Source organism: Corynebacterium pseudogenitalium (assembly GCF_024453815.1).
Lineage (GTDB): Bacteria > Actinomycetota > Actinomycetes > Mycobacteriales > Mycobacteriaceae > Corynebacterium > Corynebacterium pseudogenitalium.
On sequence record NZ_CP072934.1, the window covers coordinates 2,227,075 to 2,253,752 of the forward strand.

General features: G+C 62.2%; 24 protein-coding genes. 13 read left to right on the top strand and 11 right to left on the bottom strand.

Going from position 1 to position 26,678, the window contains the following annotated elements:
* Positions 1-233 precede the first annotated feature (233 nt).
* The 3 genes from KBP54_RS10550 (at position 234) to KBP54_RS10560 (ending at position 3,477) form a co-directional block, all read left to right on the top strand.
* Complete coding sequence (locus KBP54_RS10550) at positions 234-1,241, top strand: hypothetical protein (RefSeq protein ID WP_256005704.1); 1,008 nt, start codon at positions 234-236, stop codon at positions 1,239-1,241.
* A gap of 10 nt (positions 1,242-1,251) precedes the next feature.
* The gene (locus tag KBP54_RS10555) at positions 1,252-2,298 is read left to right on the top strand and encodes a hypothetical protein (RefSeq protein WP_256005706.1); all 1,047 of its coding nucleotides are present in this window, start codon (positions 1,252-1,254) and stop codon (positions 2,296-2,298) included.
* A gap of 66 nt (positions 2,299-2,364) precedes the next feature.
* Entirely contained in the window at positions 2,365-3,477 is a 1,113-nt protein-coding gene (locus KBP54_RS10560; protein ID WP_084028642.1) for an MFS transporter, read from the top strand.
* Here KBP54_RS10560 and KBP54_RS10565 read toward each other — a convergent pair.
* Positions 3,469-4,122: an ABC transporter ATP-binding protein gene (locus KBP54_RS10565; RefSeq protein WP_070361711.1), complete on the bottom strand. Its 654-nt coding sequence runs from the start codon at positions 4,120-4,122 to the stop codon at positions 3,469-3,471. The two genes, KBP54_RS10560 and KBP54_RS10565, sit on opposite strands and share 9 nt — an antisense overlap.
* Positions 4,123-5,121, bottom strand: a complete 999-nt coding sequence (locus KBP54_RS10570) for an ABC transporter permease (protein WP_320072983.1) — start codon at positions 5,119-5,121, stop codon at positions 4,123-4,125.
* 93 nt (positions 5,122-5,214) lie between these two features.
* Between KBP54_RS10570 and KBP54_RS10575 the strand changes: the two genes are divergently transcribed.
* The 3 genes from KBP54_RS10575 to KBP54_RS10585 all read left to right on the top strand — a co-directional run bounded on the left by KBP54_RS10575 (position 5,215) and on the right by KBP54_RS10585 (position 7,534).
* Positions 5,215-6,333 (top strand): sensor histidine kinase, encoded by a 1,119-nt coding sequence (locus tag KBP54_RS10575; RefSeq protein ID WP_256001182.1) that lies wholly within the window; start codon positions 5,215-5,217, stop codon positions 6,331-6,333.
* On the top strand, positions 6,326-6,937 hold the full coding sequence (locus tag KBP54_RS10580; protein WP_070361709.1) for a response regulator: 612 nt from the start codon (positions 6,326-6,328) through the stop codon (positions 6,935-6,937). Before KBP54_RS10575 ends, KBP54_RS10580 begins: the two co-directional genes overlap by 8 nt.
* A 195-nt stretch (positions 6,938-7,132) precedes the next feature.
* Positions 7,133-7,534, top strand: coding sequence for a hypothetical protein (locus tag KBP54_RS10585; RefSeq protein ID WP_070361708.1), 402 nt, complete (start codon positions 7,133-7,135; stop codon positions 7,532-7,534).
* Positions 7,535-7,899: 365 nt separating this feature from the next.
* Here the strand turns inward: KBP54_RS10585 and KBP54_RS10590 are convergent, their stop codons facing one another.
* Complete coding sequence (locus KBP54_RS10590) at positions 7,900-9,153, bottom strand: multidrug effflux MFS transporter (protein ID WP_256001183.1); 1,254 nt, start codon at positions 9,151-9,153, stop codon at positions 7,900-7,902.
* Here KBP54_RS10590 and KBP54_RS10595 point away from each other — a divergent pair.
* From KBP54_RS10595 to KBP54_RS10610, 4 genes are read left to right on the top strand one after another with little or no spacing between them, the layout of a single operon-like run.
* Positions 9,111-9,512: a hypothetical protein gene (locus KBP54_RS10595; RefSeq protein WP_070361706.1), complete on the top strand. Its 402-nt coding sequence runs from the start codon at positions 9,111-9,113 to the stop codon at positions 9,510-9,512. The genes KBP54_RS10590 and KBP54_RS10595 overlap by 43 nt on opposite strands.
* 36 nt (positions 9,513-9,548) lie before the next feature.
* Positions 9,549-10,436 carry an SLAC1 family transporter gene (locus tag KBP54_RS10600; protein WP_070361705.1) on the top strand — a complete coding sequence of 296 codons (888 nt, stop codon included), beginning with the start codon at positions 9,549-9,551 and terminating at the stop codon, positions 10,434-10,436.
* Positions 10,433-11,362: an SLAC1 family transporter gene (locus KBP54_RS10605; protein ID WP_240492768.1), complete on the top strand. Its 930-nt coding sequence runs from the start codon at positions 10,433-10,435 to the stop codon at positions 11,360-11,362. The genes KBP54_RS10600 and KBP54_RS10605 overlap by 4 nt, the downstream gene beginning before the upstream one ends.
* Before the next feature lie 27 nt (positions 11,363-11,389).
* On the top strand, positions 11,390-12,586 hold the full coding sequence (locus KBP54_RS10610) for a plasmid pRiA4b ORF-3 family protein (RefSeq protein ID WP_256001186.1): 1,197 nt from the start codon (positions 11,390-11,392) through the stop codon (positions 12,584-12,586).
* Between the two features lie 157 nt (positions 12,587-12,743).
* Here the strand turns inward: KBP54_RS10610 and KBP54_RS10615 are convergent, their stop codons facing one another.
* The 5 genes from KBP54_RS10615 to leuS form a co-directional block, all read right to left on the bottom strand.
* Entirely contained in the window at positions 12,744-14,267 is a 1,524-nt protein-coding gene (locus KBP54_RS10615) for an ABC-F family ATP-binding cassette domain-containing protein (protein WP_256005708.1), read from the bottom strand.
* Positions 14,268-14,762: 495 nt separating this feature from the next.
* Complete coding sequence (locus KBP54_RS10620) at positions 14,763-15,083, bottom strand: DUF202 domain-containing protein (RefSeq protein ID WP_256005711.1); 321 nt, start codon at positions 15,081-15,083, stop codon at positions 14,763-14,765.
* On the bottom strand, positions 15,080-15,802 hold the full coding sequence (locus KBP54_RS11265) for a VanZ family protein (protein ID WP_418904468.1): 723 nt from the start codon (positions 15,800-15,802) through the stop codon (positions 15,080-15,082). The genes KBP54_RS10620 and KBP54_RS11265 overlap by 4 nt, the downstream gene beginning before the upstream one ends.
* Positions 15,803-15,824: 22 nt before the next feature.
* Entirely contained in the window at positions 15,825-16,931 is a 1,107-nt protein-coding gene (locus KBP54_RS10635) for a hypothetical protein (RefSeq protein WP_256005712.1), read from the bottom strand.
* A gap of 54 nt (positions 16,932-16,985) precedes the next feature.
* Positions 16,986-19,811 carry a leucine--tRNA ligase gene (leuS, locus tag KBP54_RS10640; RefSeq protein WP_256005714.1) on the bottom strand — a complete coding sequence of 942 codons (2,826 nt, stop codon included), beginning with the start codon at positions 19,809-19,811 and terminating at the stop codon, positions 16,986-16,988.
* A 2,020-nt stretch (positions 19,812-21,831) separates the two neighbouring features.
* On the opposite strand from leuS, the gene KBP54_RS10645 reads away from it, so the two are divergent.
* Positions 21,832-22,365: a hypothetical protein gene (locus KBP54_RS10645; RefSeq protein ID WP_256005715.1), complete on the top strand. Its 534-nt coding sequence runs from the start codon at positions 21,832-21,834 to the stop codon at positions 22,363-22,365.
* 51 nt (positions 22,366-22,416) lie between these two features.
* Here the strand turns inward: KBP54_RS10645 and KBP54_RS10650 are convergent, their stop codons facing one another.
* Positions 22,417-22,938: a flavodoxin domain-containing protein gene (locus KBP54_RS10650; RefSeq protein WP_256005717.1), complete on the bottom strand. Its 522-nt coding sequence runs from the start codon at positions 22,936-22,938 to the stop codon at positions 22,417-22,419.
* 39 nt (positions 22,939-22,977) lie between these two features.
* On the opposite strand from KBP54_RS10650, the gene KBP54_RS10655 reads away from it, so the two are divergent.
* Positions 22,978-23,397 (top strand): YbaN family protein, encoded by a 420-nt coding sequence (locus KBP54_RS10655; RefSeq protein WP_256005718.1) that lies wholly within the window; start codon positions 22,978-22,980, stop codon positions 23,395-23,397.
* Here the strand turns inward: KBP54_RS10655 and KBP54_RS10660 are convergent.
* A complete protein-coding gene (locus KBP54_RS10660; RefSeq protein ID WP_256005720.1) occupies positions 23,378-25,087 on the bottom strand; it encodes a hypothetical protein in 1,710 nt (569 codons plus the stop codon). The genes KBP54_RS10655 and KBP54_RS10660 overlap by 20 nt on opposite strands.
* 20 nt (positions 25,088-25,107) lie before the next feature.
* Positions 25,108-25,833 (bottom strand): DUF3558 family protein, encoded by a 726-nt coding sequence (locus tag KBP54_RS10665; RefSeq protein ID WP_256005721.1) that lies wholly within the window; start codon positions 25,831-25,833, stop codon positions 25,108-25,110.
* Between the two features lie 34 nt (positions 25,834-25,867).
* Here KBP54_RS10665 and panB point away from each other — a divergent pair, with 34 nt between their 5' ends.
* Positions 25,868-26,671: a 3-methyl-2-oxobutanoate hydroxymethyltransferase gene (gene panB, locus KBP54_RS10670; RefSeq protein WP_070361693.1), complete on the top strand. Its 804-nt coding sequence runs from the start codon at positions 25,868-25,870 to the stop codon at positions 26,669-26,671.
* Positions 26,672-26,678: the final 7 nt, after the last annotated feature.

Below are 26,678 nucleotides of genomic sequence, written 5' to 3' on the forward strand. Positions count from 1 at the left end.
GATGAACTGCATTTTCACCCTCCACACCCCCAGAAAGGGTTAGGTGGGGTATGGTCCCTTTGTTTGGTTTGTGGCTTCCTTAAATGTAGATGTTGAACAATCCCGCAAACACATGTCATGGACCTGCGAGTATGTGAATATTAAGGTTTATTTACGTTTTTCCTGGATAAATACAGAAACACGCGTCAACGAACGAATACGTTTCCGCAGCTCCCTCGGCTACACTCAGAAATATGTTCAACAATCGGAGACTCCAAGCAATCGCAATCGCGCTCTCGCTCGGCGCGTGCGCCATGGTCGCCCCTTCCGCTGAAGGCGCAACCGTTGGCGAGAATGTCTCCGGCGTATGCTCCATCCGCCTTAACGCCGAAGAGACAAAGCTTTATGAGCAGTCGAAAGGCAAGGCGGCAAGCTTCGACGTCGACAAGGCGTGGAAGCTCGCATTCGAGCAGGCTTTCCCAGCAGCCAAGATGCACGGCGAGAAGCTGTACAACGATCTGAAGTCGGACTTTGCGTACCAGCAGCAGTTCCAGCCAGATCCTCGCCCGAAGCTCGCTGAGCTCGCTAAGCAGGTCGCTGAGGACTCGGAACTGCCAGAGTCTGTCGCACTCGACTACGTCACCCACAAGTGGAGCGACGCAGTCGTGGCAGGCTTCGAGAACCCGGGTCGCCTCCCAGAGATCCTGGAGTACGACAAGTACTTCGAGAACGGCGAGATCCCAGCCTCGAAGCAGTCGTTCCGCGCACCGGAACCAGTCTTCCCGACCATCGGTGACCGCGACGCCCTGATCCAGGAGAAGAAGGACCAGTTCAAGGGCCTCACCGACGAACAGGCAGCTGCTTGGGTTGACCAGTTCGAGAACCAGGAAGGCGTCGCAGAGACCCGCACCATGGCGGAAGTCGAAGCAGCGCTGAACCAGTCGAAGGACAACTGCCGCGACGGCAAGTCCGGCATCGTGCTCTTCCCAACGCAGCACTCCAACCCGGACGCAGTCTCGCAGGGTGCTGAGGGCACTGAGCGCAGCAAGGAGCAGCCAACCACCACGCCTTCCTCTCCGACCACCACGGTTTCCGTTGACGTTCAGGTCAACCCATTGAACGGGAAGACCACCGTCACCCAGGAGCCTTCGAAGACAGTCGATACGAGCGATAACTCGGCTGCCCTTATCGGTGGCATTGTTGGCACCATCGTGATTGCAATCCTGGCGGTCCTCGGCCTGACGGCAGCCAAGATGCTGTAATCTCATCTCCATGGAGTCTCGGAGATTTTTCACTGGCGTTGTAGCCCTCGGGCTCAGCGCCAGTTTGTTGTCTCCAGTCGCGGACGCCGCCGTCATCGGCCCCCAAGATCCCGCAACGAAACTCTGCGCGTTCTACCTCTCCCCCGCCGAATACGCCCGCCTCATGAACGCAGCGCGCCTCCACTTCTCCGCGCCCGAAAAAGAGTACGCGCTGGACTATCAAACATTCCGGCAAGCATTTCCGGAGCTGGGGAAGGTCGAAGAGGACGTCTATAAGCGGATTAGGGAAGAGGAAGGGCGAGAGTTTCTCGCTCCCAGCAACTTCGCGCGGCCCGACTCGCTGCAGCACACGTACGCGGTTGAGGCCTTCACAGAGGCGGGGCTGCCCGCGAGTGTCGCCGAGTGGTACCTCTTCAAGTACAGTCCGCAGCGCACCACACCGCAGGCGTCGGCGGATGACGTGCTGACCTACCACTACTACGAACTCATGGGGCAATACCAGGTGCTCGGGCCAGGGCAACGCGCCCTGTTCCGGCCGGTCACCCAAGCCACTGAAACCCCAGACATCGCGCGCGAGCTCCAAACCCGCTTCCCCGGGCTCAGCGACGCCGCCGCAACCGCCTGGGCGCAGCAGTACGCAGACACGTTCTTCTACACCAACCTGCGGCGCGTCAAGGAATACGTCAGCCTACGGGAGCGGGCTGAGCAGCTCTGTGCCGCCGGCGGCGACGCCACCCTGGCGCTCCCGATCCCGCCGAACGCGGTGAATACGGTGGTGCCGCCGATCCCCGAGCCGACCACCAGCACCGCGGTTACGGTGGCGCCGAAGCCCTCGACGCCCGCTGCACAAGCGCCTGCGCCGACCGCAACGGCCACAACGAAGCCAGCCCCAACCACAACCACGCCCGCGCCCACAACCACGACCCCGACCGAGACCGAGGAAGAGAAGGAGCTCACGCCGCTCGCGATCGCCGGGATCGTGCTGGGTGTGCTGGGCGCGGTGCTAGCGGGAGGCACCCTTATCATGCAGGCTCTCAACCTGGGGGCGTTCGCCTAACACGCCCGGTGTAGGTTGTCACGTGTGAGTAAACAGTCGTCGCTTCCTATGCTGCCTCTTTCCGCGATGAGCTTCGCGGCGTTCGTCTACGTCACCTACGAGATGTTCGCGGTCGGCCTGATTCGACCCATGGCGCAGGACCTCGGCGTGACGGAAGGCCAGATCGGCCTCCTCATGAGCGTGTACGCCGGTCTGGTCGCCGTGGTGACCATCCCGCTGATGCACTTCACGCGCAACTGGGACCGCAGGCCCGTCTTCCTGGCCACGCTCGGCTTCCTCGCCGGGGGCGTGATTCTGCAGGGCATCGCGAACAGCTACGCGGTGCTCGTCGCTGCCCGCGTGACCGCGGCGTTTACGCACGGGCTGTTCTGGTCGCTGATCAACCCGATGGCGGCACGGCTGGCGCCGAAGGGGATGACGGGCAAGGCGGTGGCGACGGTGTCGTTCGGGTCGACGATGTCGGCGGTGATCGGTACGCCGTTGACCACCATGCTCGGCGGGATGATCGGGTGGCGCGGCTCTACCTGGGTGTTGGGCGTCGCGGTGATTTTCTCGGTGGTGGCGTTGGTGGCGTCGCTACCCTCGATGCCGGCGAAGCACCCGGAACCGGCAACGGGGGCGAAGCGGACAAAGTCGGCGATCCCGTCGCTGGTACTCTTCCTGACGTTCAATGTCACCGCCGTGTTCACCACCTTTACCTACCTGGCGCTGCTCATGACGACGACAGCCGGGCCGAAGCTGGTCCCGTTCGGGCTGTCCCTCTTCGGCATCTGCGGGGTGATTGGCGTGTTGACGGCGGGCAACACGGTGGACCGGCGCATGATCCGGGTTAACGGGTTCGTCGCCGTGCTGCTGGTCGGGTCGGCGGCGCTGGGGCTGCTCGCACTGGAGACGAAATCGGTGCTGCTCATCATCGCGATGATCATCGTGTTCGGGCTGGCGAACGGGGCGCTGCCGCCGTCGGCAACCACCATCTTCCTGCACGCCGGAAAACGCAACGAAGACCTGGCAAGCTCCATCTACGTGGTGACCTACCAGGTCGGGATCGCGGCCGGATCCGCGCTCGGCGCCGCGGTGGTGGACGCGGGCTTCCTGCCCGGCACGCTCTGTATGACGGCCGGACTGGCGGCCTGCGCATTCATCACCCTGGTGCTTGGGTCGCGCCCGAAGCTACGCTAGCACCCGCTCGCGCGACACGTGGCCGTCGCGGACGCGGACTACCTCGTCGCTCTCGGAGATGAGGCTGGCGTTGTGGGTGACAAACCCGCAGGCGACGTCGTGCTCCTGCACCAGGGTCCGCAGCAGTGCGACGATCTCGTGGGAGCGCTCCGAGTCGAGCGCCGCCGTCGGCTCGTCCGCGAGGATCAGCTTCGGCTCCCCCATCAGCGCACGGGCAATGCCGACGCGCTGGCGCTGCCCGCCGGAGAGCTGCTGCATGCTGCGGTCCCCGAGGCCGTCCAGGCCTACTTCCGCGAGCAGCTCGTTCGCGCGGTCCACGCGAGGCTTCACGCCACGAATGTGGTCGGTGACCAGCAACTGATCCCGGACGTTCAACGCCCCGATCAGGTTGGCCTGCTGGAAAATCATCCCGATCTTCTGCAGGCGGACTTCGTCGGAGACCGGGGTGGCGTCGACAAGAACGGTGCCGCTGTCCGGGGTGAGCAGGCCCGCCGCCGCGGAAAGCAGGGTGGACTTGCCGGAGCCGGACTCACCAATGATGAAGGTGAGGTGGCCGGGGTTGGCGTCGAAACTGACGTTATCCAGCGCCGTGAGTGTGTCCTCGCCGTCTTGGTACGTGACGGTGACGTTTTCCATGTGCAACATTTACGCAATACCTCCCAGTGCGAGCTGCGGCTCAACTTTTGTAATTTGGCGCGTCGCGATGAACGCGCCCACCATCCCGATCGCCCAAATCGCGAGCGGCGGGCCGGCGACCGTGAGCACCGTCAGCGAGAACGGCGCCACCTTCGACGCCGCCAGGCCAATGCCCAGCGCGATCAGCGCGCCAACCGCCGCGCCGATGCCCAGCAGCACCGCCGCCTGACCCAGCGCATCCTTGCGCAAGTAGCTATTCGACGCCCCAATCGCCTTCAAAATGGCCAGGTCACGGGTGCGCTGCATGGTCCACACCGTCAAGAAGGCCACGATGACCAGCGCCGCGATGGCGTACAGGAAGCCCAGGATCATGTTGAAGGACGCCTGCTCCGACTTGTACGCAGCCAGGCCGTTGAAGGAGTCCTTCATACTCATGCCACGGTCATCGCTAGCGAGCAGCACCGTGCCGTCCGCGTCGGTGTGCATAGCGGCCTTCCAGTCCTCCGTGTTCACCCACAGGACCGCGGTGTGGGAGAAGTACAAGTCATCCGTGACGGCGTCGACGGTGATCGGGGTGCCGCCGACGGAGAGCTCGTCGCCAGGAGCGACGTTCAGCGAACGCGACGCGACCGCGCCGTCGCCGAGCACCTCGCCGCCGGGCAGCTCCGTGCCCTTCGGCAGACCCAGGATGGAGATGGACTCCTCCTTGCCGTTCTCGCGCAGCAGCAAGGTTTGGCCGGTGCCCAGCGGGACCGTGCCCTCCTCCGCCGTCACGCGCGACGTCATATAGGAAGGCTCATCCATGTCCTGGAAGACGACCGACTTTGCATCCAGTGCCTCCAGGGCCTCCGTGTTCTGCTTGCCCAAACCGTTGGTCAACCCGGTCAGCATCACCACGAGCAACGTGATCAACCCGACCGTGCCGACAATGAGGCCGAACCGCCCCTTGGCTTTCACAATTTCTCTCAATCCGACGAACATGCCCACATTGTGCGTGTGAGCAGGCATAATCCACATCGGGAGCGGGGTTGAACCTCGAATCAACCGTCCGGTTGATGCGCTCTCAATCGCATGTCGGGTGCAGCGTCTAAGGTGATCTGCGTGAACACCACCAACCGGATCCTCACCTTCCTGCGCGTCAGCCTGCACGTACTCGTTGCCGTGCTGCTGCTCGTCGGCGTTGTCTCCAGCGGGTGGAACCCGCTGGCCATCTGCATGGCGGTCCCCTTCGCGTTGCTCTACCTGGCCGGGACCGTGGCCTACAACGAAGGCAAGCGCTTCCCCCGCGCTGCTATGTACACCTGGCTCGCCGCCGTCCTCGCGCTGTGGGTGGTTATGGCGCTGCACGCCGCGGAGTTCGTCTGGCTGGAGTTCCCGCTGGTCATCCTGGTCTCCGTGGTGCTGCCCACCTGGTCCGGTATCGCGGTGGCGGCGCTGCTGCTGGCATTCACGCTGTCGGTCACAGCGCCGGGCGCGGGAATCGGCGGAGTGGTCGGACCGCTGCTCGGCACCGTGCTGGCGCTGCTGATCTACCACTCCTACCGGGCACTCCGCGCCGAAGCCGACCACTACAAACACCTCGCCTACGAACTCCAGGCCACCCACATGGAACTCGCCGCCGCCGAACACGCCTCCGGCGTCCTCGAGGAACGCGCCCGCCTCTCCCGCGAAGTCCACGACACCATCGCGCAAGGCCTCAGCTCCATCGTGCTGCTCGGCCGCACGCTGGACAAACAGATCACCGAGCCCGGCGCGAAACAGATCCTCGACACCATCCGCGCCACCGCCTCCGACAACCTCGCCGAAGCACGCCGCTTCGTCGCCGTCAACGCCGGGCCCGCCGAACCCCTGCCACGCAGGCTGGAGGAGCTCGCGCGGGGAGCGGAGGGGCGTCAACAAGCACTCGGGCAACGGCTCACGGTGGACCTCAACGTCGAGGACGTGCCCGAGCCCGCCGCCGGCGTCATCGAGCGAGTCGTGCGCGAGGGGCTCTCCAACATCGTGCGCCACGCCGGCGCCACCCGCGCCGTGGTCACGGTGGAGAAGCTTGGGGACGTCGCCACCGTCGACGTCTTCGACAACGGCCGCGGCATCACCGGGCCCGAAGGCTACGGCCTGCGCGGGCTGCGGGCGCGCGTCGCGGAAGTCGGCGGCACCCTCAGCGTCGAAGGTAACGTACTAGCAGCAAGCATCCCCCTGGGAAAGGACACCCATGAGTGAGATCAACGTCATGCTTCTCGACGACCACCCCGTCGTCCGCGCCGGCCTCCGCGCAGTGCTCGACTCCTTCGGCGACATCACCGTTGTTGGCGAAGGCGCGGACGGGCGCGCCATCGAGCGGATGCCCGACAACGTCGACGTTGTGGTCACCGACATCCAGATGCCGCACGTGGACGGCATCGAAGTCACCCGCCGCCTCGGCGAAGCAGGCGGCCCGCCCGTGCTCATCCTGACCACCTACGACACCGAAGCCGACGTCGTCGCCGCCGTCGAAGCCGGCGCCCTCGGCTACCTGCTCAAAGACGCCCCCGAGGACGAACTCCACGATGCTATCGTCGCCGCCTCCCAGCGCAAACGGGTCTTATCCCAGGAAGTCGCCGGGGTCCTCGCCGAGCGCCTCATGCGCCCCGACGAAGCCTTAAGCGCCCGCGAAATCGAAATCCTGCGCGCCCTGCAGACCGGCGCCTCCAACCGCGCCATCGCCGACCGACTCTTCATCTCGCAGGCCACGGTGAAAACCCACCTGATCCACATCTATAACAAACTCGGCGTGGACAACCGGACCGCCGCCGTGGACCGGGCGAGGGAGCGCAAGATTATTTAGGTGTTGGTTGGGCGCTAGATTGCTCGGCAGTGCTTGAGCTTGAATCCTTTTCCTCGTGGAGGCTTTTTCTGCGCTGGGAAGACTTCCGATGCTGGCTTCGGTGCATAAGCACTAGCACTCGGCGCAACCGAAATTGCTGCCCCCGTGAAAGCTAAACTTACTATCCCAACTACTCATGAACGGAGCGGCTTTCGAATGACCAGTCTTTCTTCCTTGTCAAATGGTGAGCTGCAAGGCTTTTACGAAGAGCTTTACGTGTATTGCTCTGAAAAGGATTCTTACCACATTGCAGAGCGTTTCCAGAAGGAACTCAAACTTTCCTTCTCCGAAATTGACGCTCTTCCTGATTTCACAGTTAGTGAATGCGATGAAGACGAGTACGAACTTGCTAAAGAATTAGAACCTGGTAGCAATCAGGAGAGCTTTCGTCCATACGTGATTACCCAGCACTTCTTCTTGGAAGTCTTAAACCTAAGTGACCAGGTAATTGACCCTATTAGTGATGCTGTTTTCGAAGCCGTTCAACGAGCGACAGAAGATGTCCCATACTTCAGTTTCATGGGCTTTCTCAAGGACAATCGCTCTGAGGATAAGTAGAACCGGATCGAAATCGATAGCTCTTTTTCTCTAAGTTCGAGCGTTGAGCTGGACGTGCACGCAAAAGACCAGGTCGCTGATTGTTAATGTGGGTATTTGGCGCTAACCGCGGCAGAACGTGCACCAAATTCCCGATTTTCCGGAAAGGTGCCTGGCTATTTCCCCAGGTCGCGATCTCTGCGCAAAGGAATTTGGTGTCACCCTCGCCGACCCGAGTGACAAAAGACGCAACCCACTTTTCACGACCTGGGCTTTTACCGGGTTCAGCCGACAGGATTGCGTCCATTGTCACTCGCTCCCCACTCCATGCACCAAATTCCAGCATTTGAAAAGCGGCCCCAGGATACCTGCACGCCACAGAAGTGCTAGATGTTTTTAGGCCTGGAATGTGGTGCAGCGCTACCCAAAAGCACTCCCAGAAGGGCCAGGCCGGCGCAGGTGAGGATGCCGTTGGCCATCGATGCGGTCGGGTTGGACCCGAGCGCCACCAGGGGAGGGACCAGGCCGCCGATGATGAATTGGAAGAAGCCCATCGCGCCGGTGCCGGCGCCGATCCCGATGTCCCGGATCTCCTCCACGGCGAGCGCCGAGGCGTTGGCCATGATGAACCCGGCCATGGCGGACAGCGTGGCGATGAAGGGGAGCATCGTGAGGTTGGGACCGAGCTGGCTGTAAGCGAGCAGGATCAGCCCGGCGAGGATGTCAACAGATAACGCCACAACGAGCAGGGTGCGTGGCTGGTGGGTCTTGACCAGGCGCATGTTGATGGAGTTCGACAGCGGGATGAGCAGGGCGATGCCGCCGAAGATGAGGGAGAAGGCAGTCGGTGTAACGCCGAGCTGCACCTGCAGGACCAGCGGTGATGCCGAGATGTACGAGAACAGGGTGCCAAAGCCGAGGCCGGCGGCGAACATGTAGCCGAGGAAGGCGGGGCGCCGCAGGCACTGGACCATGCGAGGGAAGATGGTGCGCAGTGTGCCGCGAGTCCGCTTGGCGGGTGGGAGGGTTTCGGGGACGAAGCGCCAGGCGATGAGGATCTGGGCGAGGTTGACGGCGGCGATGGTCCAGAAGACGCCTCGCCAGGTGAAGGCGGGGATGATTAGGCCGCCGAGCACGGGGGCGATGGCGGGCATGAAGCCGGAGATCGCCATGAGGCCAGACAGTCCGCGGGCGGCCTCGCGGCCGTGGGCGATGTCGGGGATGACGGCCCGGGTGACGACGACGGCACAGCCCCCTGCCAGGCCCTGCAGGAATCGGGCGGCGATCAGGAAGGAGATCGTGGGGGCGACGGCGCACGCCACCGATGCCGCGAGCGCCACCACCGAGGAGACCAGGATGGCGGGTTTGCGGCCCGTACCGTCAGAGATGGCGCCGAAGACCAGGTTGCCGAGTGCCATCCCGAGCATGAACCCCGAGATGGTCAGTTGGGCGGAGGAGGGGGACGTCGATAATTGGGTGGCGAGCTCGGGCATGCCGGGCAAGTACATGTCGATGCCGAGCGGGCCCGCTGCGGTGAGCAGGGCCAGCGCAAGTAGGAGGCCACCGGAAAGTTTCTGCACGTCGGTAGGATAGCTGCATGCGTGCGACTGTAGAAATCTGTTCGGCTGAAGACATACCAACGACAACGAAGGCGCTCACGGACCGCGAGCCGTCGGAGTGGGTGGTGCTCAAGGCGGTGGACACCACGCCCGGCGGGAAGCTGCGAGTCTATGCGGGGCGCCTGGCGGGGCAGTCAAGGCCGGGGCCCAAGGGGCGACTTGCCGCGGAGCTGCGGGTGGAGCCCGGCGCGCAGGTCACGCTCTGGGTCAACGAGGACTACGAGCACCACCTACTTGCTCAGTCGGAGGGGCTGCGTCTGGAGGGGGTCGCGCTGGAGCGCGGCCAGGCAGGCAAGGTTGGGGCCGGGCACCTGGCGGTGACGGTCCGCAACACGGGGACAGAAACGGGCCGAGCGCTGCTGTTCGGCAGCGTTTCGTAGTTGGCCAAACAGGCCTGGCGGGCTTAGCGTAGGTGCATGCAGTTGCCTAAGTATGGCCCCGCGTGGGCCGGGTCCCTGATGGGGACGTCGATCGCCTCTACACTGTCCGGGTTGCACGGGTTCCGCTTCGGCCAGATCGCGTTTGCACTGGTAGCGGCCGTGTTATTGGCGGTGTTCACGGTGGGTATTCGCAACGAGCCGCCGCGGCACCAGAACATGGCGGCGTGGGGCATGTACACGATGGGGCTTTTGGCGTGCGGCTCTGCGTGGACGGCGCTGACCGGCAACGACATCTTCCAGCTGATCAGCTGGTGGATTGGCGCGCCGCTGTCGATCGCGGTGTGCCTGTGGCAGCTGTGGGGCTTCTGGAAGGTATCGGAGCACTACACCACCCCGGCGTTCCCATGGGGGCTGGCGCCGGTCACGCCGATGGTCGCGGCGACGTCCGGTGGGCAGCTCGCCGCCGAGCACGGCATGTTCTACCACCACGCTGGCATCGTGTGCTTCTTCTTCACGTTCATCCCGGCGATCCCGCTGTTCGCTTACTGCTACTGGTCGCTGTGGCGGCGCCGCGATCGCCCGCGCGGCGCGGCGGCAGGCACGGCCTGGATTCCGCTCGGGGTTGTCGGCCAGTCGACGGCCGCCTCCACCTTCCTTTTCGACGCCCACCTCTACGGCATCATCATGTTCGCCATCGGCGTACCGTGCGTCCTCTTCGGCATGTACTGCTTCTACCAGGCGGTCTTCACCTGGGCGCCGTACGGCCCGGGCTGGTGGGGCTCCACATTCCCGGTGGGCACCCTGTGCCTGGGCTCCTGGACCGAGGGCTGGCACGCCCTCTCCTTCGGGCTGCTGCTCCTGCTGCTGTTCCACTGGTGCGCGTGCGCACTCCGATTCCGTTCCTGGCAGCGTGAGCGCGTGTGAAAACCAGGACCAGCTATAGCCTGCCGCCAGCGGGCCCGGCGTGGGGCGGCAGCCTCATGGGGACCTCGCTGGTGGCGACGCTGCTGGTCATCAGCGGACTCGACCCTCTGGCGTGGGTCGTGGCCTGTATCGGGGTGGCCATCCTGGTGGCGCTCGTCGTCGGGTTCATCATCTACCGCACGCCCCGCTTCCACCAGGACATGATGGCGCCGTGGGCCATGACGTTCATCGGGATCATGTCGCTCGGCACCGCCTGGACCAACCTCACCGACAACCTGACGTACATCCTCGTCGGGTTCTGGGTCGGGGCTCCCGCCTGCCTCGCCGTGTACGCCAACCAGCTCCGCGGCTTCCAAGGGGAACCGAACTTCGCGTGGGGGCTCGCGCTCGTCGGCCCCATCATGGCGGCCAACACGGCCGGGACGACCCACGCCAAAGGCGGCGGCGACATCTACTGGATACTCGGCGTGTGCTGCTTGGTGGCGTCGATAGGCGCAGCGTATCCGCTGTTTGCCAGGGTGTATGTGGCGGCGTGGCGTCGAAAAGTGGACCTGAGCGGGCCGAACGCGGCGACCGCCTGGATCCCCCTCGGCGTCGTCGGGCAGACAGTGTCCGCCGTGGACCTGCTGTTCGGCAAGGATGCCGAGCTTATCGTTGGCACCGTGCTGCTCATCATCGCGATCCCCATGATCGCCTTCGCCATGTGGCACTTCTACCCCGCCGTCGCGCACTGGGTGCGATACTCCCCCGCCTGGTGGGCCTCCACCTTCCCCACCGGCACCATCAGCGTCGGCAGCCACCACCTCGCCGAAGTCTGGAACCTCGAATGGCTCACCATCATCGCCACCGCACTGCCAGCCCTCCTCGTCTTCCACTGGCTCCTCTGCGTCACCCGCTGCACATTCTGGGTAGTTCGCGAGCGCTAAAAGATACAAAACTATAGAGTGAACGACATGAACATCTCTCTATTAATCACCGTAGAAAACTCCCGACCCGAGATTTCACGATGCATTAATGTTGATCACTCGATGTACCTGGGGGAACTCGCACTCATTATCGACGCCACCCTCGGCTTCTCGAGCGCAGCAACACACATGTTTTCGGGGAACATCAACGGCGAACAACGCGTCTACACCGCCCAACCAGCCGCCGGCGAATACGACGAAAACGACCTCACCGTCCAAGACATGCCCGAAACCATGAGTTACATCTACGACGCCGGCGCCAACTGGAACATCAACGTCCAAGTACTCGGGCCATCCACCATCGCAGGCCCGACCCCCGTCCTCATCTCCGCACTCGGCCCCGACGTCATCGAGCACCTCAAAGGCCCCGCCATGATGAGCGAGCTCTATGACGAAGCCGTCCGCCTCGCAGCCGGCCAACCCGCCGACATGCACATCACGCCAACCCTGTTCTCCGCGATGCCCGTCATGTCGCCGGGCCACATGGTGGACAGGCTTACCAAGGCAGACCCGGTCAGTATCTCGAACCGCATGTACTACAGCGTCGAAACCATGGTCGCCCGCAACATGATGAACCCCGAGGCTGCCGCCGAAGAAGACGAAGACGTTCGCGAAGCGCTCCGCGAATACCTGGCCAACCGCGAAGACCTCAAAGACATCATGGCCATCGACCCCAACCCCGAAAGCAACCCCGCCGTCATGGCCGCCATCGGCGAATTCCTCGAGGACTACTACGGGCCCAACCCAACCTTCGACTCCCCCGTCTACACCGGCATCACCGAAGCCCTCTACAACCTCATGGACGGACTCCTCCCCGACGACCCCATCTGGCGCAGGCACCTCCACAACTTCTTCGTCGAATCCGGCTTCATGCGCGCCGAACAAACCGGGCGCTACACCATCACCAACGAGGGCGTCGAGCTGCTCAGCGGCGGCGACAACCCATTCGACTTCGCCGAAAACATCGCCCGCGGATTCTACGCGACCTTCGGCCGCGAAAACTGGAACCAACTCATGTTCAACCTCATCTCCGACTCCCCCCACCTTCCCGACTCAACCATCTACAAAGAAGGCACCGCGTTGCTCGAGGCCTTCGGGTTCGGCGAGGACACCGACGACGGGTTCGCCCTCAACGGGGACGGCTACGACATGCTGAAATGCATCGCGATCGACTTTTCTTCCTAGTACTTGTGCGGTGCGGGGTACGCGGGGCGGGGTACGCGCACCAAATTCCTTGTTTTCCCTTAGCGCCCCACAACGGCGGTGTTTCTCCAGGTCGGCTGTCCGGAGACGCAAGAAAGTTCCCGGTTTCGCTTTTCTGGCGGGAGGATGCCTGGGGGCATCAGGTCAGATCATCGATGGAAACTTCCCTGTCAAGGTTCATACGCTCACAGAAGTCTTCGTCGTGACTGACGAGAAGAACCGCACCTGCATAACTCTCAAGAGCGGAGACAAGCCAGTTCACGGTTGAGATATCGATGTTGTTGGTGGGCTCGTCGAGAAGCAATAGCTGCGGAGCAGGCGACGAAAGAAGAACACGGGCAAACTCAACGCGGAAACGCTCACCACCCGAAAGCGTTCCAATAGGCGCGTGCACAGTCTCATTCTGAAACAACAGTTGCGCGAGTTGGTCCCTAATATACTGCGGGTCAGCAGACGCGTTGGCCTCCGAGACCAACTCCAAGACTGTCTGATTAGGGTCAAGAACAATGCGTTGCCGGAGGTACCCCACATTCCTAATCACATACCCCGCGCTACCGTCTGCAACAGAGTTGAGCAGGGTCGTCTTTCCGCTGCCGTTCGGCCCAGTGATCCGGACACGCTCGGGGCCCACAACAGTGAGCCCTGGGATTTCCATAACACGGGTTCCGTTCGGAAGCGCCGTACCGGGAAGCTCAATGAACACATGTTGATCGTCGCGAACCTTGTCTTGCGCGTGACGATACGCAGCGAGAGACGACTCCACAGACTCGGCATGAGCCGCACCACGCCGAGCAGCAGTCTTCTCAGAGCGATCCTTGTCCAGCCCCATCGCCATGCCAGGTTTGCGTTTGTGAGCCGCGAACTTCTTTCCGCGACGAGCGTCCCGAGCAATGCGAGTTTGCATCGCCTCACGCTCCCGAACCTGCCTACTGTGAATTGCCTTCTTGTCCCGCACCTCCCGCATCGCTGCGTCCTGTTCGTTGGCCAGAGTTTCGCGGTAGGCAGAGTAGTTGCCGAGGAAAAGACGTAGCTTCCCGTCGTGAAGTTCTGCAATTTCGTCCACGGAATCCAATAAGTCGCGATCATGGCTCACCACAATCGCAGGAACAGTGGATTTGGAAAGAGATCGGATCAGCTGGGCTTTCGCTTCCGCATCGAGGTTGTTCGTGGGCTCGTCCATCACGATGAAATCGGGGTTGTCAGCCATGAGCGCAACTAGTGCAACACGAACAGCCTCTCCACCGGACATAGTAGACAGTGACCTGTCCAAGTTGAGCTCGAGTCCATGAGCTGACAACACAGCCTGAGTCTCTTCAGCAGCATCCCACCGGTCGCCAATGAGCTCGAACAATTCGGGATTGAACTGGCCACCTTCGACGGCGTTGATTGCCTCGATGATTTCGGTGACCCCAAAAATGTCTGAAACCGTAGTGCCCGGTTGCAGTCCAAGATCCTGAGGTAGGTAAGCGATTTTCGACGGGCGTTCGACCGAACCAGTGCTCGGTTGTAGCTCGCCGAGAATGATCCTGATCAGAGTCGTTTTTCCGGAACCGTTATCACCGATCAGGCCGGTGAGGTGACTTGAGAATATGGCATTTAAGTCCGAGAAGCACGAGGTTCCGTTAGGCCACTCGAGGGAGACGTTATTCAGGGTAATAGGCATGCTCATTCAACTTTCTGTTTCGTGTTAGGCGGAAACACGGAACATGAGCACGGCCTACTCCTTCCCTCGGGGACAACTCCTCGTCGATACTATCACGGTCCCCGTTGGGGTCAAGGGGTTTTGCGCTGCTGTGAGTCGGGGTAGGGCCGGGCTGACAGATTCCGGCGGACTTTGTCAGCGGTCGGCATCGTACCTGGTCAGAAATTGGTCCTGACAGACTTTGCGAAGTCCCGCGCACGCAGCCCGGCGTGTTTCCCCAGGTCGCGGATTCCTCGGGTAGGAAAAAGGTGCACAGGATCGGCAGCCAGTGCCAAAGGACGCAGCCACGCTTGGTATAGATGTTCATAGTCGCTGGTCAGAAAAGGGCTAGTTTTTCCTAGCTGCGTGATTTGGCACTGCACCCCGCTGCAAGACACCAAATTCCCTGATTTCGCGCGAAGCCAGGCACGTTTCCCCAGGTCACGGATTTTCCAGGCAGGAAAAAGGTGCGCACACCTACTGCACAAGGACCAGCCACAGGCCCAACCCGCCCAAGGCCACCAGGGCAACGGCGGTGGCGAAGACGGAGATCGTGTTTGGTTGGGAGCGCTCCTGGGCGAGGTTGTGGGCTTCGGTGCGGTAGAGGCGTCGATATCTGGAGATGAGCACCACTGCCAGGGTGAGCAGGAGCCCGATGGCGCCGAAGACGGGCACCGGGTAGGCGTGGGACCAGCGCAGGAGCACCATCGAGCACACGAGCATGGCTAGGGCGGTGCGGGTCCAGCTCAGGGCGGTGCGCTCGGGCTGGAGGCCGGGGTCTGGGACGGGGATGGTCACGAGAGGAGCCCCACTAACACCACGATGGAGGCGACCAGGATACCGACGCCGAGCAGCGGCGCGATCGCGGGGGCAGGCAGGGGGCGGCCGTGGCGCAGCGCTCGTTCGACGCGGACCCAGCGGATGGCGGCGCCGGCAGCGATAGCCATGCCGATCACGATCACGGTGGCGGCGGCAAAGGTTTGGGTGCCGGGTGGGATGCCGGTGACGTCGAAGGCGCCCAGCGCGATGCCACCGGCGAGGAAGGCGAGCGCGGTGCGGGTCCAGGCGAGGAAGGTGCGCTCGTTGGCGAGGGTGAAGCGGGCGTCGGGCTCGTTGCCGTCGGGGAAGATGGTGCGGGTGAAGCTGGGCATGTGGGCAAGTGTAGCGCCCAGGGTGCCGCCGGCGGTGTTGATGATGAGGTCGTCGATATCTGAGTAGCCGGCGGCGAGCGCGTACTGGGCTGCTTCAATGCTTAGTGACGCCACCATCGACACCAGGGCGGCCTTCCAGACGGAGCCGAGCCGAAGGCCAGCCAGGTAGCCGACCGGGAGGAAGAGGACGATGTTGCCAATGAGGTTGAGCCACGGCCCCCACCAGACTCGGTAGTAGATGAAGGAGCCGAAGGGGATGAGGCGCAGGTGGCGGACCTCGTGCGAGGATGCTTCCCACACCCCGGGCAGGCCAACGTACGCCTTGCCGATGGTAAAAAAGAGCACGGCCGCGGCGGTCAGTGCCACGGCCGTGTAATAGGTGCTGCGCTTAGGCAACGGCTACCTCGTGCGGGACGGGGCCGCCGGAGACCTGGCGGTAGGCGTACACCATCGCCAGGAGTGCTGGGGCGGCCAGCAGCGTGCCCAACACCAGCGAGACAAAAGCGGCCACGCCGGAGGCGGCGCCACTGCCGGAGACGGTGGCCATCAGGATCCCGCAGACGATCATCAGGCCGAGCAGACCACCGTAGTTGCTCTTCGCTGTGGTGAAGCCGGCCTTGAAGGCGTCACCGAAAGTGCCGTTGTTGTCGGCTGCGTAGAACGACTGGAAGATGAAGAACGGCGAGATAAGCAACATGATCAGCACCGCGATGCCGATCCCAACGAATAGGGTCACGAACGCGGATGGGTCGATAGCGCTGAGATCACCGCTCGAGGCGGTCAGGAGCGCCTCCGGGTCCGCGCCGGCGAAACCAGCGACGAACCCGATCACCATGAGCAGGGCGAAGATCAGAGTCGTGATGATGCCGACGACCACCGACATACCCAGCGTCTTGCCGTAGGCAGCCGACTTGATGTCCTTCAGGACGAACTGCTTCGGGCCGACCAGGGTCTGCTGCAGCGCGGCGGCCAGGAACAGCGGCGTGACGAAGAATAGGGCCAGCATGCCCAGGGCGCTCACGCCGTCGCTCTGGAAGACGGCCCCGATGTTGTTCAGCAGCGCGTACACAAACGCGAGCACCAGCCAGGTGCCCGGGTTAGCGTAGGCGGTTTTGAAACCGTACTTCAGCGCAGCGCCGACGGACAGCTTCCCGGTGCCCAGCCCGTGCGCGACGCCGTTGACGGCCGGGTTGCTGATCGGGTGCGGGGTGACGCCGTCGCCGTACTGGGCGGGCGTGATGCCGACGAAGCCGTCGTCGTTAGCGAGCATGGCGGCTGCGGGGCTCGTCGGGACGGCGAGCTGGGCGCCGTGGTAACGCAACGCACTCTCCCCGGACGCCTGGGCGGCCGAGTTGACGTCAAACGCACCGAAATCAGCCTGCTCCTCGTAGGGCTGTCCCGAGGGCTGGCCGTATGGCGACGCGCCGTATTCCGGGTAGGACGGGATGCCACCCGGGTTCTGCGGATCGTTGTTAGGTGTATTTGGTTCAGTCATGGTGCCCAACAGTACACACAAACGCTCCGCAGCACCTACACGTTTCCTGAATGTTTACTTAACGACCAGGTTCACCATTCGGCCCGGCACCACGATCACCTTGACCACGTTCTTGCCGTCGGTCAGCTCCTTGACCCGCTCGTCAGCCAGGGCGAGGGACTCGGTGTCCTCCTTGGAGGCGTCCGTCGGGACGTTGATCCGGGCCTTCACCTTGCCGTTGATCTGGACGGGCAGTTCGATGGTGGCGTCGACAAGGAATGATTCCTCGAAGGTCGGGAACGGCTCGAACGTGATGGTGTCGGCGTGGCCGAGCTTTGCCCAGAGTTCCTCGGCGATGTGCGGGGCGAGCGGCGCGACCATCTGCACCAGCGGCGTGACCGCCGCGCGCGGGGCGCCCGACGGGTACGTCTTGGTCAGGTAGTTCGTGAACTCAATCAGCTTTGCGACGACCGTGTTGTCCCGCAGGTGCTCGTAATCGTCGCGGACACCGGCGATGGTGCGGTGCAGCTGCTTGTTGTCATCCTCAGTGAGCGCCGCGTCGGTGACGGTGACCTCGCCGGACTCCTCGTCCACAACCAGGCGCCACAGGCGCTGCAGGAAACGGTGCGCGCCGACGACGTCCTTCGTCGCCCACGGGCGCGACGTGTCCAGCGGGCCCATCGACATCTCATAGACGCGCAGGGTATCCGCACCGTAATCGCGGCAAATGTCATCCGGCGCGACGGCGTTCTTCAGGGACTTGCCCATCTTGCCGTACTCGCGGTTGACCTCCTCGCCGTTGCGGTAGAACTTGCCGTCCTTCTCCTCCACTTCGGCGGCCGGGACGTACACGCCACGCGAATCCGTGTAGGCGTACGCCTGGATATAACCCTGGTTAAACAGGCGGCGGTACGGCTCCTTCGAGGAGACAAAGCCCAGGTCGTAGAGCACCTTGTGCCAGAAACGGGCGTAGAGCAGGTGCAGCACCGCGTGCTCCACACCGCCGACGTAGAGGTCCACGCCGCCCGGGTCATTCTCGCCGCGCGGGCCGGTCCAGTAGCGCTCGTTCTCGATGTCGCAGAACGCGTCCTGGTTCGTCGGGTCGATGTAGCGCAGCTGGTACCAGGAAGAACCCGCCCACTGCGGCATCACGTTCGTGTCGCGCCAGTACTTCTTCGTGCCCTCACCAAGGTCGAGCTCGACCTCAACCCAGTCGGTGGCCTTCGCCAGCGGCGGCGCCGGCTCAGAATCCGCGTCCTCCGGGTCGAAGGACACCGGGTTGTAGTCCTCCACCTGCGGCAACTCCACCGGCAGCATGTCCTCCGGCAGGCCGTGCGCCTGGCCGTTCTCGTCGTACACGATCGGGAACGGCTCGCCCCAGTAGCGCTGGCGGGCAAAGAGCCAGTCGCGAAGCTTGTACTGGATCTTCTCCTCACCAGCACCGTTCGCGGCCAGCCACTCGATCGCCTTCGCGATGCCCTCGTCCTTGCCCAGGCCGTTGAGGTCCAGGCCCTGCTCGTTCGCAGAGTTGATGTGCGGCGCGTCGCCGGTGAACGCTTCTTCGGAAATGTCGCCGTCGAGCACCGGCACGATCGGCAGACCAAAAACGGTCGCGAACTCGTAGTCGCGCTCATCGTGCGCCGGCACCGCCATGATCGCGCCCGTACCATAACCGGTCAGCACGTAATCCGCGATGAAGATCGGCACCTGCTCGCCACTCACCGGGTTCGTCGCAAACGAACCCAGGAACACGCCAGTCTTCTCCTTATTCTCCTGGCGCTCCAAGTCACTCTTCGCAGCAATCGCCGCCCTATACTTCTCGACGGCCACCTTCGGCGACCCCGCCCCATTCATCCAACGCTCATCCGTCTCGGCCGGGAAGGCATCGGCGGTGAGGGCGTCGACAAGCGGGTGCTCAGGCGCAAGCACCATGTAGGTCGCGCCGAACAGCGTGTCCGGGCGCGTCGTGAACACCTCGAGCGGGCCCGCCTCCGACGCGAACGCCACCTGCGCACCACGCGAACGACCAATCCAATTACGCTGCATCGCCTTGACCTTCTCCGGCCAATCCAGCAAGTCCAGGTCATCGAGCAGACGATCCGAGTAGTCAGTAATACGCATCATCCACTGACGCAGCCGCTTGCGGAACACCGGGAAATTCCCGCGCTCCGAACGGCCCTCCGCCGTGACCTCCTCATTCGCCAGCACCGTGCCCAAACCAGGGCACCAGTTCACCATCGAATCAGACAGGTACACCAAGCGGAACTCATCAATCGCCTTGTGCTTCTCCGCATGCGTCAAGTCGCGGAAGTTACGGCCATCCTTGGTCAGGCGGGCGCCCGTGAGCAGGTCACGGACCAGCTCCTCAATCGGACGCGCCTTCTGCAGCTCCTCATCAAACCAGGCGTTATAAATCTGCAGGAAAATCCACTGCGTCCACATATAAAACTCCGGATCCGTCGTCGCCACCGAACGACGCGGATCATGGCCCAGACCCAACTGGCCCAGCTGACGCTTCATATTCTGGATATTCGCCTCAGTCGTCGTACGCGGATGCGTACCCGTCTGAATCGCGTACTGCTCCGCCGGAAGACCAAACGCGTCATAGCCCAACGTATGCAGCACGTTCTTACCCAACATGCGGTTGTAGCGGGCAAACACGTCCGTCGCGATGTAGCCAAGCGGGTGCCCCACATGCAGCCCCGCCCCCGACGGGTACGGGAACATGTCCTGCACATTCAGTTTGTCCTCGGGCAGTGGGTCGCCCGTGGCGAGGTCGCCGACCGGGTTCGGCGCGTTAAACGTGCCGTTGTCCTTCCAGAACGTCTGCCACTTCTGCTCAATCTGATTTGCCAGGCCAGCGCCGTAACGGTGCGCTGGGGATTCGCTCGCGTTAGTCATGGATACACAGTGTAGTGGGTGGGGCCCGGAGGTGGGGTGTGTGGTGGTGTTGGCGGGTGGGATGTGGCTGGGTGGGATGTGTCGTCTAAACGTTGCTAGAGAATTCGTGAACAGAATTGCATGCGGCTTGGCTGGTGGGGTGTTGGGGGCTGGGCTGTTCCGGTCGACCTCTTAGCGTCGACCAATGCAGGTCAGCGCAAGATGGGGGAATTGGCGTCGAAAAGCCTCAAAATGCCGTGACCTGCGTTGGTCGACCGGAAGAGGTCGACGGGAACCTCGACGGGTTGCGGGCCCTGCGCTTTAGAGAGACGCTCTGCTGGCAGACCCTTCTGCCGCCATCGGGTTAGGAATAGCTTGCATTGAACGTTTCCAGGAGTACTGTGAATCTGCAGAAAGTGAGGACAAGGTCCCTCGCTATGAGTGGAGAAAGCTCTACAGGACAATTGGCGCCTGTAGGGCTTTCTCCTTTTTACTGAGGGTGCGACCTGTAAATTTGGCTTAGGGGGTCGCTAGATCCAAGCAGTCGGAAATGAAAAACGGCCCCAAACAAAAATGTTCGGGACCGGAATTTCCTTTAATTTGCAGGTGATTCCTGCTCAATGACCGCAATCATACCCATCCCTTTTCTACAGAGCAAACCAGCCAACGCTGACATAATGAAGGAAAACAAATGCAACCGTCTTCATATCAAAAGCTCATCACAAATATCCCTGCCCCACGGTTTCAAACCTATCTTGATGCAGCACACCAGGAACCAGAAAAAGCCCTCGCACTATATCAATGGAATATCGATGCAGCCGCCGCAGTGACAAGCACCCTAGCGCTAGTTGAAGTTGCGCTGCGGGATACGATTGATCAACAGCTACGAGCATGGAACATGCAAGTCGGCGGTACACCAGAATGGATTACCCAGCCACAGGTACCCTTATCACATATTGTCCGCCGCACTCCACCATCCAGCTGGACCAATAGCCCCCACAGGCGCCAAGGAGACCTTCATGGATCATGGTGGGAAGCAAAAGCAAAGGCTTCGATGGGAGATCCACTGAACGGGCATGCAGTCAAACCACACCCAACCCACGACGACCTCGTGGCCGCGCTAACTTTTGGGTCATGGAGGCACCTCATACCGAAACCAATTCGGCTCGGAGGTCGTGCGAACGCGCCACAATTCGATATCTGGGACCAGGCAATAGACCTTCGGACAAATATCTGCGCAACAGGCAAAGGATTCGACGCTTCAGCTGGTACCGCCTATTTCTGGTGCTCAACCCTCCTACATGCCAGAAACAGGGCCTCACACCTCGAGCCTCTTCTAGATACCGGCACGCTGCAGCACTGGCACCGAATTGCCAGCCGTACGGTTCACGCACTATGGCCTGGCGCTGAAGTTTGGATTACCGGCCCAGCACGCATACCCGAAGTCATCAAACGCAAGCCCTAACCTAACTCCAGCCACAAAGAACGACCGCTATCTCAGAATGGCAATAACTACACCACGAGCCCCGAGAACTGACTTTCTTCTATTATCGAGCCGCACGAAGGTCGCGCGGTAGCGTACTGGTTGTCAAAAATCGTGCCGCCACCCCTCGGCATCGCAGCGCTCGGTGCGGCCTTCTCGCCTGAGTTCCGCCACATGCTGCCAGTACCCGTTGTAAAGTTCTTGGCTCCCGGAAGGACACTCATGAAGAAGATCTCTCAGGAGTCCAACAGTCGTACGAGCTCAGCGAGGCATTCGACCCTTCGAACATTAACGACGTAGCGCGCATGAACGACGCCCTGGCACTCCAGGCATGCCTGCAGGGCAAGAACTTCCAATCCATACCGATGGACGAAGGAAAAAGCCGGCATCATCATCGGTTTCCCGCTTGGCATCCTCGGCCTGCTCGGGGGAATCGCGCAGCAGGCCGAGCTGCTCCGCTAAACCTCTACATCTCCCCGCCTTGACAAATGATGGGGGGGGGGGGGCTTAAATCAACTTAATCCTTATTTCTTCCTGTCAACTAAAGGAGATCTCACTGTGAAGAAGTTCGCAACCGCAGCCGTAGCTGCAACCATGGCACTCGGCCTAGCAGTCCCGACGGCCGGTGCCGCAGAAGACAAGGGCAGCAGCTATGACGACGCATACGTGGTGACCACCGTCGTCTCCGGCAATACGTGCAAGATCAGCAAGCCAAACAACGTGAAAGACACGCTGACCACTGCACAGGCGAAGCTGAAGATGCCAGATGCCACTACCGCTAATGCCATTCTCCTGTACCACGGGCTCTACCTACAGGGTGACAAAGAAGCTACGCTCCAGAACTTTAAGATGGGCGAGGACCTGCTCGCACTGCAGGCCTGCGCGAACGGCGAGAACTACACCACCAACTTCGTGAACTCGCTCTCCTCCGTGGCCGAACCTTACCAGGGCCGCGCGGCTGCGTACTGGCTGTTGAAGGTCATTGTGCCTCTTGGCATCGGCATTGCGGCGCTTGGTGCGGCGTTCTCGCCTGAGTTCCGCCACATGCTGCCAGCGCCAGTGCTGAACTTCCTGAACACGTACTTCAAGTAATCAGCGCTGATCATTCTGCAGTTTCGTAGCCCGGCAGGTTTTTCTGCTGGGCTACATGTGTTCGCGCACCCAGGCCTCGACGGGGGCGAGGCGGGTGAAGTCGACGCGGTCGACGTCCTTGTTATAGGTGTCGATCATCATGCGGTCGTTCGCGGACTTGCGCGGTTTCAGCCGCAAAGCGCCGACGACGCCCGCCATCGTGGCGGCGTGGGCGGCCGACAGCTCGGAGTAGTTCATGCGTCCGGGCAGGTAGAAGCGCGTGACGCTGTCCGCGCGGCTCCCCAAAAGTTTGGCAGAAAAGTCCTTATCGACGGCCACTTCGTCCAGGCTCATGCCAACGGTGACGAGGGAGACGGAGTGGGCGTCGAAAAGTGGGTCGGGGAGCTTGCGGATGAAGCTGGCGCCGGGGTTGTTCGGGCCGTGGATTGGGGCGAGGACCACGATGGGGCCTTCGGGGGTGAAGCCGGCATCGGGGATTGGTTCGGCGGTAGTGCCGAGGCGTTTTGCCAGCTCATCGGCGTATTCCTTGGTAGAGCCGTAGAACGAGGCGTACAGGATAGTGCAGGCAGTCATACAACTATTGTTGCATGTTCCGGCTAGAATGTGGCGACGATGCGGTACGTGTACATGATTGTGGGGCTGGTGGCGCTTGGCCTGGGCGCGGTCGGCGTGTGGGTGCCGATCCTGCCCACGACACCGTTTCTGCTGCTTGCGCTGGTGTGCTTTACGAGGAGCTCGCCAAGGTTGGAGCGCTACCTGCTGCGCCACGATACGTTCGGGCCGTTCATTATTGACTACTACTCAGGCCAGCTGACGCGGGCACAGAAACTGCGGATTCTGGGGCTGCTGTGGTTGGGGATGGGCGCCTCCATATGGGTGGTGATAGTGGTGGTCGGGCTGTGGCCGGTGGCGTTGCTGCTCGCCGCGATTGGTGTTGCGGTGAGCGCGCACATCTGGCGGCTGCGGCCACGCCCCGAGCGCGCCGCCGAACTACGCCAGCGCGCTGGACTGCCTACCGACCACGCACGTTGAACCCGATGACGCCGGGATTGACCAAGGGGGCGTCGCCAAGCAGGGCGTGGATGTTGCCCTCCCTCTCGACGGCACTGGTGACCGCTCTCGGGCGTTGCTTCTTGTCATCTTTGCCGCGGCCCTGCGACATTGGCGCACCCATGAAGCCGCCTCTCTGCCCTTGCTGACCTGCGGTGTTGGCGGCAGAACCTGTGGCACCCGCTGCGCCTGGTTGGCCGCCGAAGCCACCTGTGGACCCGGTACCCGGCCGACCCGCGAAGCCTCCCGCGCCGCCGCCGGCGAGGCCAGCGTTGGAGCCGAAGCCTGTGGCTGAGCCTGAGGCTGCGCCTGCCGACGAGCCGAACCCTGGTGTCTGTTGGTGCAGCGACCCGGCGCGATGGCGGCCACCACCGCCTGCGCCGCCCATTGGCATGCCACCGAATGCGCCTTGGCCTGCGCCTACGCCGGAGCCTGCTGCGGAGGCGGCGCCGGTCGTCGCACCGCTGAGCCCGCCTGCACCGGATGCGAGACCGCCGTGGAGGCCAGCGCCCGGCGCGACGTTCGCTGCCGACGCGTTCAGCGCGCCCGGTGGAGGAAGCGTCGGGGCCTGCGCCGAAGCGACTTGGGTCGGGGTGGCGCCGGACGCGATGGCGTTGAGCATGTCCGGGTTCGGCTTCCCGAACTGCTGCAACACATCCTGCGGACCACGCGCGTTCGCGAGATCCGTGTAGCCGTTGTTGGCAAAGATGCTGGCCAGTCCCGCTGGCATCGGGGCGTCCGCGAACTCGGGAGCGGTCGGCGCAGGTGGGCCGCTGATGGAGAAGTCTGAACCGGTGACATCGGTGAGATCCGGAAGCAGCTTGACGAAGGTCGGGTTCGTCGCCGGCAGGTACGAGTTCACGTACATCGGGTAGGAACTGACGAAGGCCTCCTTCACAGCCTTCACCGCGGCCGGGGAGACGGCCTCAGCTGCTATCGCCGCAGCCTGAGCTGCCGCCGCCATAAGTTGCGACGACGACGCCAACGCCGCCAACCCCGTGTTATTCCCCGCAAGCGCCGCCGAGTTGGCTGCGTACTCGGACCCCGCTGCCTGAATCAGCTGGAGACGCGCAATCGCCTGGGCGACGAACTCGGTCTCTGCTGAAGACTCAAGCGACGCAATGGCCGGGGCGATGGCCTCCACCATCTCGTAAATACGCTGCGCATTCGACGTCCAATTCGACGCCAACCCCGACGGAATCGCTGTGTTCGTGGTCAGGATGTTGCTCACCAGCGACTCGAAGCTCCCATCCGTCGACGCATACACCGAACTGTTATTGAACGGCTGCGTCTTGTAACTCTTCGCAACCGCAGCCGCCGACGACATCCCAAGATTGGAACCCAAACCACTCAACCCAGGCGTTCCACTAAGCCCGACCGCGTTCACAATCCCCGCAATCGAATCGTCCGCCATCACCGTATTGTCCAGGCAGACCTTCAACACCTTTGCCGACGACTTCACATTCCCCGTGAACGCGTCCGTCGCAAGTGGAGCGTGCTCCGAGTAGATCGCCCCGTGCTTCTCCCCTGCCTCGCGGAGGCCGGAGACGGCGGAGAAGGTGGAGGCTGGCATTACTGCAAAACCCGACCCACCCGCAGCAGACTGCACAACAGAGAAAAGTTCATTAACTGCCCCGTTGATGTCATCAACTTCAATAACTATTTTTGTCATAGTTCCCCCAATATCCTTAATTAGTTTTTAATGGACGCTTCGTAGAGTGATTCCAAGTTCTGAATGGCAATTTCGCAATACTCGTCAAGATCGACACTTTCATCCATTGTTTGGAAGAAAGTTCCAATCGCACCCCGCTCTGTGTCAATCTGAGCAACGCATGGTGTCATCGCAGCGTATTCAACCCCATCGTTATATACATAGATTTCTGGAAGCAGTTTTGAGAAATGACCGTTAAGGATTTCTCGGTGCTGACTAACCTGCTCCCGCGCGCTATCAACCATTGCTAGTCCGATTGTCGTAAAATCCTCCGAGTTTGAGAACGTACAAACCGAAGTCCCATGCGGCGAGTCAATCTCCCCGTCCGTGCTCCGCTTGATTTCCCCAGTGAAGCCCGCACGGCGGAATTCGTCCTCGGTGATGTCGTTGCAGGGGTCGAAGTAGTCCTCGGGTGCGAGAGTGAATGGGTCGAAGTCGCCGATGGGGACGGTGCCGGATTCGAAGACAAAGGCTCTTTGACCAGCAGAATCCGAGGGAGGGGCGTTGGAGGGGGCGGAGGGGGCGTCGATAAGGGTGGTGCTGGAGCAGCCAGCGAGCAGTGTGGCGGCGAGTAGTGGTGCCAATGTGTAGGTGCGCAAAGTGTCCCCCCGTTTTGAAAGTGTTTCTACACAACCTAGTGCATTTCGCGCGATTGTAAAGGGTTTTGTGTACACCATGGTGGACATCCGGTTTTCAATAACCGCCAACAAACCGCCACGCGCCGTCCTAATATAAGGCGGTATGAAACGCCTTCGTACTCGTTACTTCGCCCAGGCCAAGGCTGAGGGTCGCAAATTTACGGCCCTGACCAGCTACGACACCATGACCGCCCAACTCTTCGACGAGGCCGGGATCGACTTCCTGCTCGTCGGAGATTCGGCGGCCAACGTGGTGCTTGGCCACACCACTACCCTGCCGATCACGCTCGACGAGATGATCGCGTTCGCCTCGGCCGTGGTGCGCTCGACGCAGCGTACGTTTGTGGTGGTTGACCTGCCGTTCGGCACGTATGAGGAGTCGCCGGCGCAGGCGCTCGCCGCGGCGGTCCGCGTGATGAAGGAGACTGGAGCGCAGGCAGTGAAGCTGGAGGGCGGCGTCGAGGTGGCGCCGACGATCAAAACGCTTGTCGACGCCGGCATTCCCGTCTGCGCCCACATAGGGTTCACGCCGCAGTCCGAGCACGCACTCGGCGGCTACGTGGTACAGGGTCGCGGTGACGCAGCCCAGCAGGTGCTTGAGGACGCCACCGCCGTCGCAAACGCGGGTGCTTTCGCGGTCGTGCTGGAGATGGTGCCCTCCGAAATCGCAACGCGGGTGACCCAGGAGGTTCCGATCCCGACTATCGGCATCGGCGCAGGCAACGGCACCGATGGGCAAATCCTGGTGTGGCAGGACGCGTTCGGGTTCCGCGCCGGCGGAAAAACGCCGCGGTTTGTGCGTCAGTACGCGGACCTGGGAACACAGCTGCTGGAGGGGGCGCGGAGGTACCGGGAGGACGTCGAAAAGGGAGACTTCCCTGCTGCTGCCGAATCGTTCGAGGACTAGGAAAGGG